This is a genomic window from Streptomyces sp. NPDC051776, assembly GCF_040681345.1.
Lineage (GTDB): Bacteria > Actinomycetota > Actinomycetes > Streptomycetales > Streptomycetaceae > Streptomyces.
Genome location: NZ_JBFAYQ010000001.1, coordinates 224902 through 238502, shown reverse-complemented (window position 1 = coordinate 238502; position 13601 = coordinate 224902). Strand labels below are relative to the sequence as shown.

12 protein-coding genes are annotated in these 13601 nt (G+C 71.6%); 4 read left to right on the top strand and 8 right to left on the bottom strand.

Going from position 1 to position 13601, the window contains the following annotated elements; translation table 11 throughout:
• From AB0M26_RS01040 to fabG, 7 genes are all read right to left on the bottom strand, one after another.
• Nucleotides 1-255 carry an acyl carrier protein gene (locus AB0M26_RS01040; protein WP_365252425.1) on the bottom strand — a complete coding sequence of 85 codons (255 nt, stop codon included), beginning with the start codon at nucleotides 253-255 and terminating at the stop codon, nucleotides 1-3.
• A 61-nt stretch (nucleotides 256-316) separates the two neighbouring features.
• Complete coding sequence (locus AB0M26_RS01035; RefSeq protein WP_365252423.1) at nucleotides 317-1528, bottom strand: ketosynthase chain-length factor; 1212 nt, start codon at nucleotides 1526-1528, stop codon at nucleotides 317-319.
• The gene (locus AB0M26_RS01030; RefSeq protein WP_365252420.1) at nucleotides 1525-2790 is read right to left on the bottom strand and encodes a beta-ketoacyl-[acyl-carrier-protein] synthase family protein; all 1266 of its coding nucleotides are present in this window, start codon (nucleotides 2788-2790) and stop codon (nucleotides 1525-1527) included. The genes AB0M26_RS01035 and AB0M26_RS01030 overlap by 4 nt, the downstream gene beginning before the upstream one ends.
• Nucleotides 2787-3212, bottom strand: a complete 426-nt coding sequence (locus AB0M26_RS01025; RefSeq protein WP_365252417.1) for a cupin domain-containing protein — start codon at nucleotides 3210-3212, stop codon at nucleotides 2787-2789. Before AB0M26_RS01025 ends, AB0M26_RS01030 begins: the two co-directional genes overlap by 4 nt.
• A 58-nt stretch (nucleotides 3213-3270) precedes the next feature.
• The gene (locus AB0M26_RS01020) at nucleotides 3271-3591 is read right to left on the bottom strand and encodes a TcmI family type II polyketide cyclase (protein WP_365252414.1); all 321 of its coding nucleotides are present in this window, start codon (nucleotides 3589-3591) and stop codon (nucleotides 3271-3273) included.
• 155 nt (nucleotides 3592-3746) lie between these two features.
• Nucleotides 3747-5279, bottom strand: a complete 1533-nt coding sequence (locus tag AB0M26_RS01015) for a peptide MFS transporter (protein WP_365252411.1) — start codon at nucleotides 5277-5279, stop codon at nucleotides 3747-3749.
• 10 nt (nucleotides 5280-5289) lie between these two features.
• Nucleotides 5290-6030 carry a 3-oxoacyl-ACP reductase FabG gene (gene fabG / locus AB0M26_RS01010; protein ID WP_365252408.1) on the bottom strand — a complete coding sequence of 247 codons (741 nt, stop codon included), beginning with the start codon at nucleotides 6028-6030 and terminating at the stop codon, nucleotides 5290-5292.
• 112 nt (nucleotides 6031-6142) lie between these two features.
• On the opposite strand from fabG, the gene AB0M26_RS01005 reads away from it, so the two are divergent.
• Nucleotides 6143-8572 carry a multicopper oxidase family protein gene (locus AB0M26_RS01005; protein ID WP_365252405.1) on the top strand — a complete coding sequence of 810 codons (2430 nt, stop codon included), beginning with the start codon at nucleotides 6143-6145 and terminating at the stop codon, nucleotides 8570-8572.
• Here AB0M26_RS01005 and AB0M26_RS01000 read toward each other — a convergent pair.
• On the bottom strand, nucleotides 8533-9702 hold the full coding sequence (locus tag AB0M26_RS01000; protein WP_365252402.1) for an acyltransferase domain-containing protein: 1170 nt from the start codon (nucleotides 9700-9702) through the stop codon (nucleotides 8533-8535). The genes AB0M26_RS01005 and AB0M26_RS01000 overlap by 40 nt on opposite strands.
• Nucleotides 9703-9798: 96 nt before the next feature.
• On the opposite strand from AB0M26_RS01000, the gene AB0M26_RS00995 reads away from it, so the two are divergent.
• The 3 genes from AB0M26_RS00995 to AB0M26_RS00985 all read left to right on the top strand — a co-directional run bounded on the left by AB0M26_RS00995 (nucleotide 9799) and on the right by AB0M26_RS00985 (nucleotide 13435).
• The gene (locus AB0M26_RS00995) at nucleotides 9799-11397 is read left to right on the top strand and encodes an acyl-CoA carboxylase subunit beta (protein WP_365252400.1); all 1599 of its coding nucleotides are present in this window, start codon (nucleotides 9799-9801) and stop codon (nucleotides 11395-11397) included.
• Nucleotides 11394-11606 carry an acyl-CoA carboxylase epsilon subunit gene (locus tag AB0M26_RS00990; RefSeq protein WP_365252397.1) on the top strand — a complete coding sequence of 71 codons (213 nt, stop codon included), beginning with the start codon at nucleotides 11394-11396 and terminating at the stop codon, nucleotides 11604-11606. The genes AB0M26_RS00995 and AB0M26_RS00990 overlap by 4 nt, the downstream gene beginning before the upstream one ends.
• A 440-nt stretch (nucleotides 11607-12046) precedes the next feature.
• A complete protein-coding gene (locus AB0M26_RS00985) occupies nucleotides 12047-13435 on the top strand; it encodes a diaminobutyrate--2-oxoglutarate transaminase family protein (RefSeq protein ID WP_365252394.1) in 1389 nt (462 codons plus the stop codon).
• Nucleotides 13436-13601: the final 166 nt, after the last annotated feature.

The window sequence follows — 13601 nt, the reverse complement described above, 5'->3', positions numbered from 1 at the left end:
TCAGACCGCCGCCAGACTGGCGTTGACATAGTCGATGACGGCCTTCGGGGAGTCCATCTCCTCGATGGCCTCGTCCGGTATCTGGAGGTCGTACTCGCGCTGGAGCTGGCTGGCGATCTCCAGCACGGCGAGCGAGTCGTAGCCGATCTCGGTGAAGGAGGTGGCGAGGTCGGCCTCGGTGAGCTCCCTCCCGTCGAGCTCGCCGGTGCAACGGCTCATGATCGCCTTGAGGTCGTCGAAGCTGATGGTGCTCATCTGTTCCTCCTGGGGACGTGAAAAGCGGTGCCGGCGCGGGTGGTGCGAGCGGTGCCGGCGTTCAGACGGACTTGAGGACCACGGCGGCGTTGAAGCCGCCGTAGCCTCGCGCGAGGACCAGAGCGGTCCGCAGACGGGCCTCGCGCGGACGGTCGGTGACCAGGTCGAGGCGGTAGCCGGGGTCGGGACGCGCGTTGACCGAGGGCGGGATCACCTGGTCGCGCAGGGCGAGCACGGCCGCGGCGACGTCGAGCGGCGCGCCACCCGCGTAGAGCCGGCCGGTCATCGTCTTGGGCACGGAGACCGGGACGCCGGCCGGACCGAACAGGGCGGTGATGGCCTCGGCCTCCTGGCGGTCCAGCTCCGGCAGGCCGTGGCCGTCGGCGAACACCACGTCGATGTCCACGGGCGCCACCCCGGCGTCGGCCAGGGCGAGTTCGGCCGCTCGCCGCAGACCGGGAGGCCGCCCGGAACCCGGACGCGGGTCGAAGGTGGCCGCATAGCCCGCGATCTCGCCGTAGATCCGCTCCGCGCCCCGGGCGCGCGCGTCGTCGTGGCTCTCCACGACGAGGATCGCGCCGCCTTCCCCCGGCACGTAACCGCTCGCCTCGGGGGCGAAGGGCACGAACGCGCGGTCGGGACGCAGGTCCTCGCTGAGCCTGCCATGGGACAGCTGGCAAACCAGCCCGTACGGGGAAAGGGAGGCGTCGGTTCCGCCGGAGACCACCAGCCGGGTGCCCTTGGCCAGAACCCGCCGGGCCTGCGCCAGGACGTCCAGGCCGCCTGCCTGCTCGGAGCAGAGCACGCCGCAGGGACCCCGCATGCCGTGACGGATGGAGAGCTGTCCGGTGGTGGCCGCGTAGAACCAGGCGATGGACATGTAGGCGCCCACAGCCTGGGGGCCTTCGGTGTAGAGCTTCTGCAGCTCGCGCTGGCCGAACTCCACACCGCCGGAGGAGTTCGCGGTGATGACCGCCATCTCCAGGTCGTTCATCAGGTCCGGTTCCACCACGGCGTCGGCAAGGGCCTCGTTCGTGGCGCCGAACGCGTACTGCGTCATGGCATCGGTCTCGCTGACCAGCCGCTGGGGTGCGTGGTCGGCCGGGTCGAAGCCGGTGGCCTCGCCGGCGACCTGCACCGGGTAGCGGGACGGGTCGAACCGGCTGATCCGGCCCAGCCCCGACTTGCCGTCCAGCGTCGCCTGCCACCACGCCTCGCGGTCCAGGCCGTTGGGCGCGACGACACCCACACCGGTGATGACGGACGCGGTCATCGGATCCTCCTCGGTGACGTGAGCACCACCGCGCTCTGGAACCCGCCGAAGCCGCTGCCCACGCTGAGGACGACGTCCAGTTCGGCCTCACGCGCCGTGCCCGGCACGTAGTCGAGGTCGCACTCGGGGTCGCGCTCCTCGTAGTTGGCGGTGGGCGGGACGGTGCCGCGGTCGATGGCCAGCGCGCTGGCGGCGATCTCGATGGAGCCGATCGAGCCGAGTGAGTGCCCGACCATCGACTTGATGGAGCTGACCGGGATCCGGTACGCGTGCTCGCCGAGGCTGCGTTTGTACGCGGCGGTCTCGTGACGGTCGTTCTGCTTGGTGCCGGAGCCGTGGGCGTTGGCGTAGTCGATCTCTTCCGGGTTGATCCGGGCCTCGTCGAGCGCGGCGGTGATCGCCTCGCCCATCTCCCGGCCGTCCGGCCGGAGGCCGGTCATGTGGTAGCCGTTGGCGCGGGCGGAGTAGCCGGCCACCTCGCAGTAGATTCGGGCGCCCCGCCGCCGAGCGTGCTCCAGCTCCTCGATCACGAAGACCGCGGAACCTTCGCCGAGCACCAGCCCGTTGCGCCGCCGGTCGAAGGGGCGGCAGGCGTGCTCGGGGTCGTCATTGCTGGTGGAGGAGGCCCGCAGGGTGTCGAAGCAGGAGACGGTGATCGGGTAGATCGGCGCGTCCGTGGCGCCGGCCACCATCACCTCGGCGGAACCCTCGCGGATCAGGTCGACGGCGTACCCGACCGCGTCGATGCCCGCGCAGCAGCCGGAGCTGACGACCGTCGCCGGGCCCTCGGCGCCCGTGGCCCACGCCACCTCGGTCGCCAATGAGCTGGACATCACGTACGAGTAGAGGTGCGGCACCATATAGCCCTGATCCACCAGCCACCGGCGGCCGTTGTCGCTGACGGTGCGGTACTCCTGCTCCATGGAGATGGCGTTGCCGACGCCGTTGCCGACGCTGACGCCGATGCGGTACGGGTCCTCGGCGCCGAGGTCGAGGCCGCTGTCGGCGACGGCCTCGCGGGCGGCGACGATCGCGAACTGGCCGGCCCGGTCGGTGCGCCGGATCTCCTGGTACGACAGACCGTTCTGCTCGGGGTCGAAGTCGCACTCGGCCCCGATCCGGCTCCGGAACGGCGCCGGATCGAAGAGGGTGATGCGCCGGGTCGCCGTACGGCCTTTGACGATCATCTCCCAGAAGTTCTCGCGGCCAGGCTGCCCCGGGGCGACGACACCGATGCCGGTGATCACCGCGCGTGCGGTCATCGCACGTCCCCCACTTCGGGCAGGGTGCCCTCCCCCGGGAGCGGCTCGCAGTCCACATGCCCCAGGTCGGGGCGCGGGGCCAGAGGGCTCAGGAAGAAGGCCACGAACGCCTGCTCGGTGCCGGGGTTCTCGATGCGGTGGCGCACACCGATCGGGACCATGAAGGACTCGCCCGGCTCCAGCACCACCTCCCGGCCCTCGATCCGCAGCAGGATGCGGCCGCGGATGGTGTGGAAGAACTCCTCGGAGTAGGGGTGGTAGTGCTCGGAGACGAACTCTCCGGGCTCAAGCGTGCCAACGCCCATGAACCCCGAGGTGGCTCCGCAGGTCTTGGGGCTGAGCAGGACACGCAGATCGCCGCCGCGCTTGCGGTTCGGCTCAACGTCGTCGATGGCGACCTTGGTCAGGTCGGAGGTCTGCATAGGTGCTCCACAGGTGGGGACGGAATGAGCGGGGACGGGATGCGGCGGACCGGCATACTCAAGGCGTCCACGTGTAGAAGGGCTCGGCCATGGAGTCCTTCGGCTCGCGCCACGACGGGTCGTACGGCGTCATGAACTCCTGCAGCCGGGTGTTGATGTCCTGGTAGAGCGGGTGGCTGCGTGCCTTGTAGAGCTCGCCGTTGATCGGCGCCTCCGCCTCGACGAGGTGGAAGTACAGGCCGTGGAAGCGGAAGAGCGTGCGCCGCTGCACGCCGATCATGTGCGGCAGATCGGTCGCGTCGGACTCGGCGAAGAGCGCGGCCACCTTGTCCGCGTCGTCGTGGTCCATCCGCGCGACGATGAGGGTGCGGTGCGCCATGGGGACTCCTTCGGGTAAGGCCCGGAGCGGTCGGGCGGGACGGACGGCCGTGGCGCCCGTGAGCGGACGGGCACCGTGCCCGGAAGCGGTCGGGCAGCTGTCCGAAAGCGATGCTGGCCCCGGGGGCTTGAGACCTCGTCCAGAGCAACTCGACGTCAGATTCGTGCCGTTCTGTGGCGGAGTAACAGGGCGGTGAACGCAGCTGCTGCGGCGAAGCCCGCCAGGTAGATCCAGAGCGGCAGCACGCCCACCAGATGCGACAACTGCCCCCCGGCGCCTGCCCCCAGGGCCGCCCCGAGATAGAACAGCCCCATCATCCGGCTGCCGTGCCCCTCCGGAGTCGACTCCGCCGTGGTGCTCAGGCCCACCGGCCCGAAGACGAGCTCGCCGCACGTCATGCACAGAAAGGCCCCCAGCAGCCACAGCGCGGACACCAGGGTGCCCCCGCCGGAGGCGAACCAGGCCCCGGTGGCGAGGACGGCGAAGCCGCCCCCGGCGCACAGCAGCCCCGCGGTGAACTTCTGCACCACCCCGGCGCGTGCCCCGATCCGCAGCCACAACCAGGCGAACAACGGCGCCAGGAGCAGCAGGAAAAGGGGGTGCGCGGACTGGAACCAGCTCGCGGGCACGGTGAAGCCGGCGATCTCGCGGTCGGTGTGCTCTCGCGCGAACAGGCTGAAGACGGAGCCGAGTTGGCCGTACATCGCCCAGAACAGCACCGAGGGCACGAAGATGCGCCGGTAGCCGCGGATCCGCATACGCTCGGCCTCGTCCAGCTCCGCGCCGCGCAGCAGCCGCCGGAAGTACCAGACGGGTGCCACCAGCGAGGCCAGTCCGCACAGGGCGAGGACGGGCCGCAGCGGCAGGCCGCCCGCAAGGGCCACTGCACCACCCAGCAGTACGGCGGCGGCAAGGGCGGCCCACGCGCCGCGGATCAGCCGGCGCAGCGCACCGGGCGGCAGGGGGCGGCCGGGTCCGGTCGCGGCTCCACGCAGCGAGGAGGCGCCGTGCAGGTACTGGAGGACGCCGAAGGCCATGCCGACCGCCGCGGCACCGAATCCCAGGTGCCAGTCGACGCGTTCGCCCAAAGCACCCGTCACCAGCGGCCCGACCAGGGCGCTGACCTGGATGCTCATGTAGAAGAGCGAGAACGCGGCCTGCCGTCGACTGCTGCTGGCCCCCGGGTTCATCTGGTCGAACATCACGGGCAGGTTGGGCTTGAGCAGCCCGGTGCCGCAGGCCACGAGGACCAGGCCGAGATAGAACGTGGTGTGGGCCGGCACGGCCATGGACAGGTGCCCGGCCATGATGATCAGGGCGCCGGAGAGCATGGCCCGGTGGGTGCCCAGCACCCGGTCCCCGAGCCAGCCCCCGGGCATGGCGGCCAGGAAGGACGCGGAGATGTAGAGGCCGAACAGTGCGCCGGCGGTGCCGTCGGAGAGTCCTAGGCCGCCCTCGGAGGCGGGCGCCGTCGCGTACAGGAAGAGCAGCGCCTGCATGCCGTAGAAGCTGAACCGCTCCCACATGTCGGTCATGAAGAGGGTGGAGAACCAGCGCTCGCGGAACATCGACCGTAGCGGTTGGTCGGGGTCGTCCCGCACTGCTGCCGTGCTCGCGGCCGTGCTCGCAGCGGTGCTCGCGGCCGTGCTCGCAGCGGTGCTCGCGGCCGTGCTGCTGCCGGAAGTCATGACGCTCTCCTCACAGCGCGATCCCGCCGTCGATCTGCACCACTTGGCCGGTGATGTAGTCGGCGGCGTCGGAGACCAGGAACGCAACGAGCTCCGCGACGGATTCGGCGCTGCCGAACCGCCCCATGGCGATCTTGCCGAGGGCCGCCTCCCGGGCCTTGGCCGTCATGCCATCGAGCATCTCGGTCTCGATGAATCCGGGCGCGACCGCGTTGACCCGCACCCCGTACGGGGCGACCTCCTTGGCCAGGGCGCGGGTGAGGCCGTTCAACCCGCCTTTGGCGGCGGCGTAGTTGGTCTGACCCGCGTTGCCGTACACCCCGATGACCGAGGAGACGTTCACCAGAGCGCCGGCCCTGCGAGTGAGCAGTCCGCGCACGACGGCGCGGCAGACGTTGAATGTGCCGTCCAGGCTCGTGCCCACCACGGCCTGCCAGTCCTTGGCGGCCATCAGCGCCATCGGCCGGTCCCGTAGCACCCCCGCGGAGTTGACCACCGCATAGGCCGGGCCGAGCTTCTCCTCCGCCTCGCCGACGAAGGTGCGGACGGCCTCGGCGTCGGTGACGTCGCAGACCACGTGGTGGGCCCGCGCTCCGGTCTCACCGACCAGCTGCGCCGTCTCCAGGGCGGCTTCGTCCGCGGACCGCGAGCAGAAGCCGATGTCGAACCCCGCCCGCGCCAGCCGGACCGCGACCGCGCGGCCGATGCCCCGCGAACCACCGGTCACCAGCGCACTGCGCCTTTGCTGCATCTCGCGTCCCCTCCCACGTGCCCGGCACGGCCGGGCGGCTGCTCCGGCCGTGCGCGAGCATCGTCCAGCCGCCTCGAGGGAGGCTCGAAGGAGTCACGCCAGGCTGTCCCCCATGGTGGAGAACCTCTTCGAACAGAACATGCTCTGGGCCGTGCTCACGGCCGTCTTATGGGGCTTCGCGGCCCGCGGAGCGCGGCGGCTGGCGACCCGGCCCACGCCGGCGTCGGTCCGCCGCAGAGCCCGGCTCGGCCTGATCCTTCTGTCCTGCGCACTGATCGCACTCGCCGTGCGGGCCGCACTGGCCCTCGCCCTCGTCGACACGGCCGGGTGGCTCGGGGGCGCGGACTACGTCCTGTTCGGAGCACTCCCCCCGGTGCTCGCGGGCGTCGCCGTCGTGGCGCTGGCAGTGCCGGCGTACCGACGGGTGCTGCTCACGGCACGCGGCGCGGTACGCGACGGGGTAGGCGATGCGGCACCGGATCGGGTTCGCGATGCGGCACCGGTACAGGCCGATGTGCTCGCTGCGGCACCGGCAAAGGACGGGCCGCACACCGATGACACCGCACAGACCGATGACGCCGCGCGGATCGATGACACCGCACAGACCGATGACACCGCGCGGATCGATGACGCCGCGCGGACCGGTCTGTCCGAACTGCGCCGCCAGGCCGCCCGGACGCGGCTCGTCGTCCCCGTGCAGGCCGGCTGCGTCGCGGCCCTCCTGGGCGCCGCCTACTCGCTCCACCCGCCCACACCTCCGTACACCGGCATGGTTCTGGTGGAACTCGCCCTGCTGGGCGCCGCGTCGGGTGCTCTGCTGCTGCTCCAGCAGCGCCGCCGTACCGCCTTGGAATCGCCCGGGTGGCGGCCGCCGTCCCGTTCGAGGCGCCTGCTGCGCGCCACCGCCGTGGCGACCGGTCTGACCGTGCTGACCGTCGGGGGCTGCTCACTGGCGGCCGAACAGAGCAAACTGCCGGGCCGGATGGGCGAGTCCGGACACGCGCACTCCCACGACACCGGAGGCGGCGCCTCCGCCGGGCGGGCCCCCGCGCGGAGCGTCGAGGACCTCACCCGTGACCGCAAGGGCGAGCCGGACCGGCGCTTCACGCTGACCGCGACGGACCGCACGATGCGCCTGGCGTCCGGCGAGAAGGTGGCGGCCCTGGCCTTCAACGGGCAGCTTCCCGGGCCCGAACTGCGCATGCAACGCGGCGAGTTGGTCGAGGTGGTCCTGGTCAACCAGGACGTTAAGGGCGGGGTGACCCTGCACTGGCACGGCGTCGACGTCCCCAACGCCGAGGACGGCGTGGCCGGGGTCACCCAGGACGCCGTACGCCCCGGTGAGCGTCATGTGTACCGCTTCCGTCCGGACCGGGCGGGCACCTTCTGGTACCACTCGCACCAGCAGTCCAGCAGTGCGGTGGCGCGCGGCCTGTTCGGGGCGCTGGTGGTGGAGGAGCCCGAGGTCGGCGACCCTGAGGTCGTGGACCGCACCGTCGTCGCGCACGCCTGGACCATCGGTGGCGCGAAGCCCTCAGCGGGCGGCCCGCCCCGCGGTGGCGGGGGCGGAGGGGGCGGCGGCGAAGGCGGAGTTGGCGGGGGCGCCCTGAGCGGTGTCAACGGCACCGGCGGCACCCTGCGTACTGCGTTCGGCGACGACACCCGGATGCGGAAGGAGGAGGTCCCGGCCGGGACCGCGGTGCGGCTGCGCCTGGTGAACGCCGACAACTGCCCCCGTACGTACTCGCTCGCGGGAGCGCCCTTCAAGGTCGCGGCGATCGACGGCAACGACGTGACCGGGCCGACCGAACTGCGCGACCGGCGGCTGCGGATCGCGGGCGGCGGCCGGTACGACGTCACGTTCCGCCAGCCCGTCGGCCCCGTCCATCTGACCGTGGTCGGCGACGCCAACGCCTCCAGCGCCAGCCACGGCTTCGAGGGCTGCGGCGAGGACGGCGCCTACGGAGCGGGCCGGGCCGAAACGGCCTCCCTGCTCCTGGCACCGGACACGACCGTCGCCGAGCGTCCCGCCGCCGTCACCGGGCCGCTGTTCGACCCCCTGCACTACGGCTCTCCCGGAAGCGCCCCGTTCGGTCCCTCGCCCCGCTTCGACCGGGACTTCCATCTCGTCCTCGGCAACAGCTTCGGCTTCTTCGACGGACGGCCCATGGTGCTGTGGACCATCAACAACGCGGTCTACCCCGAGATCCCGGCGCTGCTGGTCAAGCAGGGCGACCTGGTGCGCACCACGTTCCTCAACCGGAGTCTGGACGACCACCCCATGCATCTGCACGGCCACCGCATGCTCGTCCTGTCCAAGGACGGGAAGAAGGCGACGGGCAGCCCGTGGTGGACCGACACCCTCAACGTCGCACCGGGCGAACGCTACGAGGTGGCCTTCCGCGCCGACAACCCCGGCCTGTGGATGGACCATTGCCACAACCTCGACCACGCGCGCGACGGCATGGTGCTGCACCTGGCCTACGACGGGGTGTCGAGCCCTTACGAGGAGGGGAGGTCCACCGGCAATCTCCCGGAGTGATCCGGGTGCGAGATTCCTGCCTGGGTTGCTGCCGAGGTTTCCCCCGGGGTTTCCGCCAGGGTTTCCGCCAGGGTTTCCGCCAGGGTTTCCGCCGACGGGCCCTCCGGCCGGGCCGGTGCTCCGGCCGGCGCCCCCTGAAGCGGCTGCGGCGCCCCCTCCATGCGCAGCTGCTCGCGCGCCGCGCCCGCACTCCGCCGGTCCGCCCCGGGCCCCAGGGCCCGGGGCGGCAGCGCGGGCACCACCGCGCTGCGCCCCGAGCGCACGGCCTCGTGTCCCCGGGCCAGCACCGTGAGGCTCTGCGAGGGACCGGCCTCGACGAGCAGGCGGTCGCCGTCCCGCAGCACCCGTTCCAGCGTCGGCCAGAACAGCACCGGAGCCGTGGGCTGAACGGCCCAGAACGCGGGAGCGGTCGCCTCCTCCGGGCTCAACAGCCGTGCGCTGTAAGCGGAGTAGAGCGGCGTACGAGGCTCGGCGAGCCGCATCGAGGCGATGAGCGCCTCGGTCTCCGGCACCAGCGGCGCCAGTGCCGGGCTGTGGTACGGAGTGCGGGACGCCAGCCGGCGGAACGTCCTGCCGTCCGCCACGAGCCGCTCCGCGACCGCGCGCAGCGGCTCCTCCGGGCCCGACAGCACGGTGTGGCGCGGGGCGTTGACCGCACCCACGACCACGCCGTCGCCCAGATACCCCGACAACTCGCGTTCCGTGGCAGCCACCGCGAGCATGCCGCCCGCCGGTGTCCCCCGCTGCATCCGCACCCGCGCCCACAGCAGCCGCACCGCGTCCTCCAGACGGAACACCCCGGCGAGTACGGCGGCGGCGAACTCCCCCATGCTGTGGCCGAGATACGCGGCCGGCCGCACGCCCCAGCTCTCGACCAGCCGCCCCATCGCGTAGTCCACGGCGAACAGCAGCGGCGCGGAGCGGGCGTCGGCGTCCATGGACTCCGCGGGCGCGTCGGCGAGCCAGTCGGCCCGCACGGCCTCGCCCTCGGGGCCGAGTTCGGCCAGGACGGCGTCGACGGCGCCGGTGAAGACCGGCTCGTGTCCGTAGAGCCCGGCCGCCATGCGCGCATGCTGGGCGCCCGTGCCCGGGAACATCAGGACGACGGAACGGTGCTGGAGACACGTCATGGCGCGAGCGTGGACGGCTCGGGTCGAGCCGCACTCCACCCGTAGGTCCAGGGGCCGTCGAGCCCGTCTTGAGCAGGTGCGCGCACCCTGGTCGGCATGAGCGTTGTCGAGGAAACGCCCCTGAGCACCCTGGCCCCCGCGAACGGCCATCTGCGCGACCGTGCCGCCGAACTCGCCGAGCTGCACGAGAGCGTGCGGCGCGGCCCCAGCGAGCGCGCGACCGAAGCGCAGCACGCCAAGGGCAAACTGACCGCGCGCGAGCGGCTCGCGCTCCTCTTCGACGAGGACACCTTCACCGAGGTCGAGGAGTTGCGTCGGCACCGGGCCGCCGGCTTCGGCCTGGAGGACCGCCGGCCCCACACCGACGGTGTAATCACCGGCTGGGGTCAGGTGCACGGCCGCACCGTCTTCGCCTACGCCCATGACTTCCGGATCTTCGGCGGGGCCCTCGGTGAGGCCCACGCCGAGAAGATCCACAAGTTGATGGATCTTGCCGAGTCCGCGGGCTGCCCGGTGGTCGGCCTGTGCGACGGCGCGGGCGCCAGGATCCAGGAGGGCGTGACGGCCCTCGCCGGCTACGGCGGGATCTTCACCCGGAATGTGCGCAACTCCGGCGTCATCCCGCAGATCAGCGTGATCCTCGGGCCGTGCGCCGGCGGCGCCGCGTACTCGCCCGCGCTGACGGACTTCGTCTTCATGGTGCGCGGCACGTCCCAGATGTTCATCACGGGGCCGGACGTGGTGCAGGCGGTCACGGGCGAGGTCATCACGCACGACGCCCTCGGCGGCGCCGACGCCCATGCCTCCGTCTCGGGCGTGGCCCATTTCGCCTACGACGACGAGCGGAGCTGCCTGGAGGACGTACGGCACCTGCTGTCCCTGCTGCCCTCCAACAACCGCGAGCTGCCGCCCGAGGAGCCCACCACGGACCCGGCGAGCCGCCGCACCGAGGCTCTGCTGGACCTGGTTCCGGCCGACCCCGGCCGGGCCTACGACATGCGGGCGGTGATCGCCGAGATCGTCGACGACGGCGAGGTCTTCGAGATCCAGGAGTCCTGGGCGACCAACATCATCTGTGCCATCGCCCGGCTCGACGGGCAGGCGGTGGGCATCGTCGCCAACCAGCCCGCCGCCTTCGCAGGGGTGCTGGACATCCATGCCTCGGAGAAGGCGGCGCGCTTCGTCCAGACCTGCGACGCCTTCAATCTCCCGCTGGTCACCCTGGTCGACGTGCCCGGCTTCCTGCCCGGCGTCGACCAGGAGCACGGCGGCATCATCCGCCACGGCGCCAAGCTGCTCTACGCGTACTGCAACGCCACGGTGCCGCGCGTGCAGCTCATCCTGCGCAAGGCCTACGGCGGGGCGTACATCGTCATGGACTCCCGCTCCATCGGCACGGATATTTCGCTGGCCTGGCCGAGCAACGAGATCGCGGTGATGGGCGCGGAAGGCGCGGCGAACGTCGTGTTCCGCCGGGAGATAGCCGCCGCGGAAGACCCGGAGGCGACGCGCGCCCGTCTGGTCAAGGAGTATCGCGCCGAGCTGATGCACCCGTACTACGCGGCCGAGCGCGGCCTCGTCGACAGCGTGATCGACCCGGCGGAGACCCGCAGCCGCCTGATAGGGGCGCTGGCGATGCTGCGCGCCAAGCACGCCCCGCTCCCCACCCGCAAGCACGGGAACCAGCCCCAATGAGCGGCCCGGACGGCGTCGTCCGCGTCGTCCGCGGTGAGCCGCGGGCCGAGGAACTCGCCGCGCTCCTCGTCGCCCTCGGCGCGCTCGCCGGCGCCGTCACACCTCCGCGCGCCGCACCGCCCCCGTCGGCCCCGTGGACCCGCCGCGCCTCCGGTCTGCCGGCCGCGGCCTGGCTCACGCGTCCCCATCCGGCCTGGCGCGCCCCATAGGCCCGCCCGGCGGAGCACCTGAAGGACGCCCCCGGGCCACTCCGAGCGCGAACCACACCGGACAGCCCGACAGCCCGACAGCCGACAGCCGGACAGCCGGACAGCCGGACAGCCGGACAGCCGGACAGCCGGGCAGCCTGACAGCCCTCATGGGCCACGAGATCCGGTGGGCTTTTCGGGCATAACAATCCGAAACGGACTTTCTGTCGTATGAGAGAAGTGCGCTCGCTCGATCCGGTCCGAGACGGCTCGGCCGGTTCCGGACCGCCGTGTCCCCGCCCGAAGCCGCGTACCGGGCCCCTGCCCGTACCCGGCCAGGGTCCCGACCGCACGGGACCGCGGGGCGGTGGCCGGCGCGGTGACTTGAGGTGTCCTCCCGTCACCGGCCGTGAGCGCAGTCGCACCACAGCACGACCATCACCATCGTTGCGGAGCGTCCGATGACGATTTTCCAGCAGCCCGACACCGTGACCCGTCCTCATGTCGACTCCGAGCTGCCGGGACCGCGCTCGTCGGAACTCCTCGAACGGCAGGAGCAGCGGGAGTCGAACGCGAGGGTCTACCCCCGTCACTTCCCCATCGCCATCGAGGAGGGTTTCGGCAGCTTCGTCCGCGATCTGGACGGCAACGTCTTCATCGACTTCCTGGGCGGCGCAGGCGTCCTCTCCCTGGGTCACAACCACCCGGAACTGGTGCGCTCGGTCGCCGGACAGCTCGGCAGATTCACCCACGGCCTGGATTTCCCCACCCCGGTGAAGGACGCCTTCACCGACGCCCAGCTCTCGATGCTGCCCCTGCGGCTGCGCACCAGGATGAAGCTCCATTTCTGCGGCCCGACGGGAGCCAACGCGGTCGAAGCCGCCGTAAAACTCTGCAAGACCGCGACGGGGCGCGCCGACATCATCTCCTTCCAGGGCGGCTTTCACGGCTGCACCCACGCCGCGATGGCGCTCAGCGGCACGGTGGCGCAGAAGGAGCCCGTGCCGGGCGGGGTGCCAGGCGTCCACTTCTTCCCCTACTCGTACTGCAGCCGCTGCCCGATGGGTCTGGACCCGGACACCTGCGACACCAACTGCGTCGGCTTCCTCGAACGGTCGCTGAACGACGGCCTCGCGGGCATCCCGCACCCCGCTGCCGTCGTTCTCGAGCTGGTGCAGGGCGAGGGCGGTGTGGTGCCCGCCGGACCCGAGTTCGTACGCCGGGTTCGGGCGCTCACCCGCGATCTGGACATCCCGCTGGTGGTTGACGAGGTCCAGACCGGCGGCGGGCGCACCGGCACCTGGTTCGCTTTCGAGCAGTACGGCATCGAGCCCGATGTCATCGTCGCCTCGAAGGCACTGAGCGGCATCGGCGCCCCGGTCGCGCTGATCCTCTACGATGAGCGGCTGGACGTCTGGGCCCCCGGTGCGCACACCGGGACCTTCCGCGGCAATCAGCTCGCGTTCGCCTCCGGCCTCGAAGCCATCAAGATCTTCCGCCGCGACGACGTGCTGGGCAATGTCCGGCGCCGCGGAGACCAGGTCGAGACGCGGCTCGCGGAGCTCAAGGACCAGCCATGGGTGCGCGAGGTGCGCGGACGCGGGCTGATGTGGGGGATCGAACTCGCCGACCCCTGTGACGGACGCCCGGCCGGCGCGCTCGCCGCCGAGGTGCAGGCGCGATCGCTGCGGCGCGGGCTCATCGTGGAACTCGGCGGCCGCGACGACTGCGTCGTCCGAATCCTGCCGCCCCTCAACGTGACCGCCGACGTCCTCGACATCGCCTGCACGATCCTCGTCGACACCATCGCGGAGTGTGCACCCGCGACGCCGTCGACCGCCGCCGCATAGAAACCTCCGCATAGAAGGCCCCCGCACAGGAACAGCCGCACAGGAACCACCGCACAGGAACAGCGGCACTGGAACCACCGCAGAAGAACAACCCCAGAGAACAACCCCAGAAGAACAGCCGCACTGGAACCGCAGAAGAACAACCCCCAGAAGAACAGCCGCAACG

Coding starts and splice junctions, on each gene's coding strand:
- AB0M26_RS01040 (WP_365252425.1), bottom strand. CDS start 255: ATGAGCACCATCAGCTTCGACGACCTCAAGGCGATCATGAGCCGTTGC.
- AB0M26_RS01000 (WP_365252402.1), bottom strand. CDS start 9,702: ATGACGTGTCTCCAGCACCGTTCCGTCGTCCTGATGTTCCCGGGCACG.
- AB0M26_RS00990 (WP_365252397.1), top strand. CDS start 11,394: ATGAGCGGCCCGGACGGCGTCGTCCGCGTCGTCCGCGGTGAGCCGCGG.
- AB0M26_RS01025 (WP_365252417.1), bottom strand. CDS start 3,212: ATGCAGACCTCCGACCTGACCAAGGTCGCCATCGACGACGTTGAGCCG.
- AB0M26_RS01005 (WP_365252405.1), top strand. CDS start 6,143: ATGGTGGAGAACCTCTTCGAACAGAACATGCTCTGGGCCGTGCTCACG.
- AB0M26_RS01015 (WP_365252411.1), bottom strand. CDS start 5,279: ATGACTTCCGGCAGCAGCACGGCCGCGAGCACCGCTGCGAGCACGGCC.
- AB0M26_RS01035 (WP_365252423.1), bottom strand. CDS start 1,528: ATGACCGCGTCCGTCATCACCGGTGTGGGTGTCGTCGCGCCCAACGGC.
- AB0M26_RS01030 (WP_365252420.1), bottom strand. CDS start 2,790: ATGACCGCACGCGCGGTGATCACCGGCATCGGTGTCGTCGCCCCGGGG.
- AB0M26_RS00985 (WP_365252394.1), top strand. CDS start 12,047: ATGACGATTTTCCAGCAGCCCGACACCGTGACCCGTCCTCATGTCGAC.
- AB0M26_RS01020 (WP_365252414.1), bottom strand. CDS start 3,591: ATGGCGCACCGCACCCTCATCGTCGCGCGGATGGACCACGACGACGCG.
- fabG (WP_365252408.1), bottom strand. CDS start 6,030: ATGCAGCAAAGGCGCAGTGCGCTGGTGACCGGTGGTTCGCGGGGCATC.
- AB0M26_RS00995 (WP_365252400.1), top strand. CDS start 9,799: ATGAGCGTTGTCGAGGAAACGCCCCTGAGCACCCTGGCCCCCGCGAAC.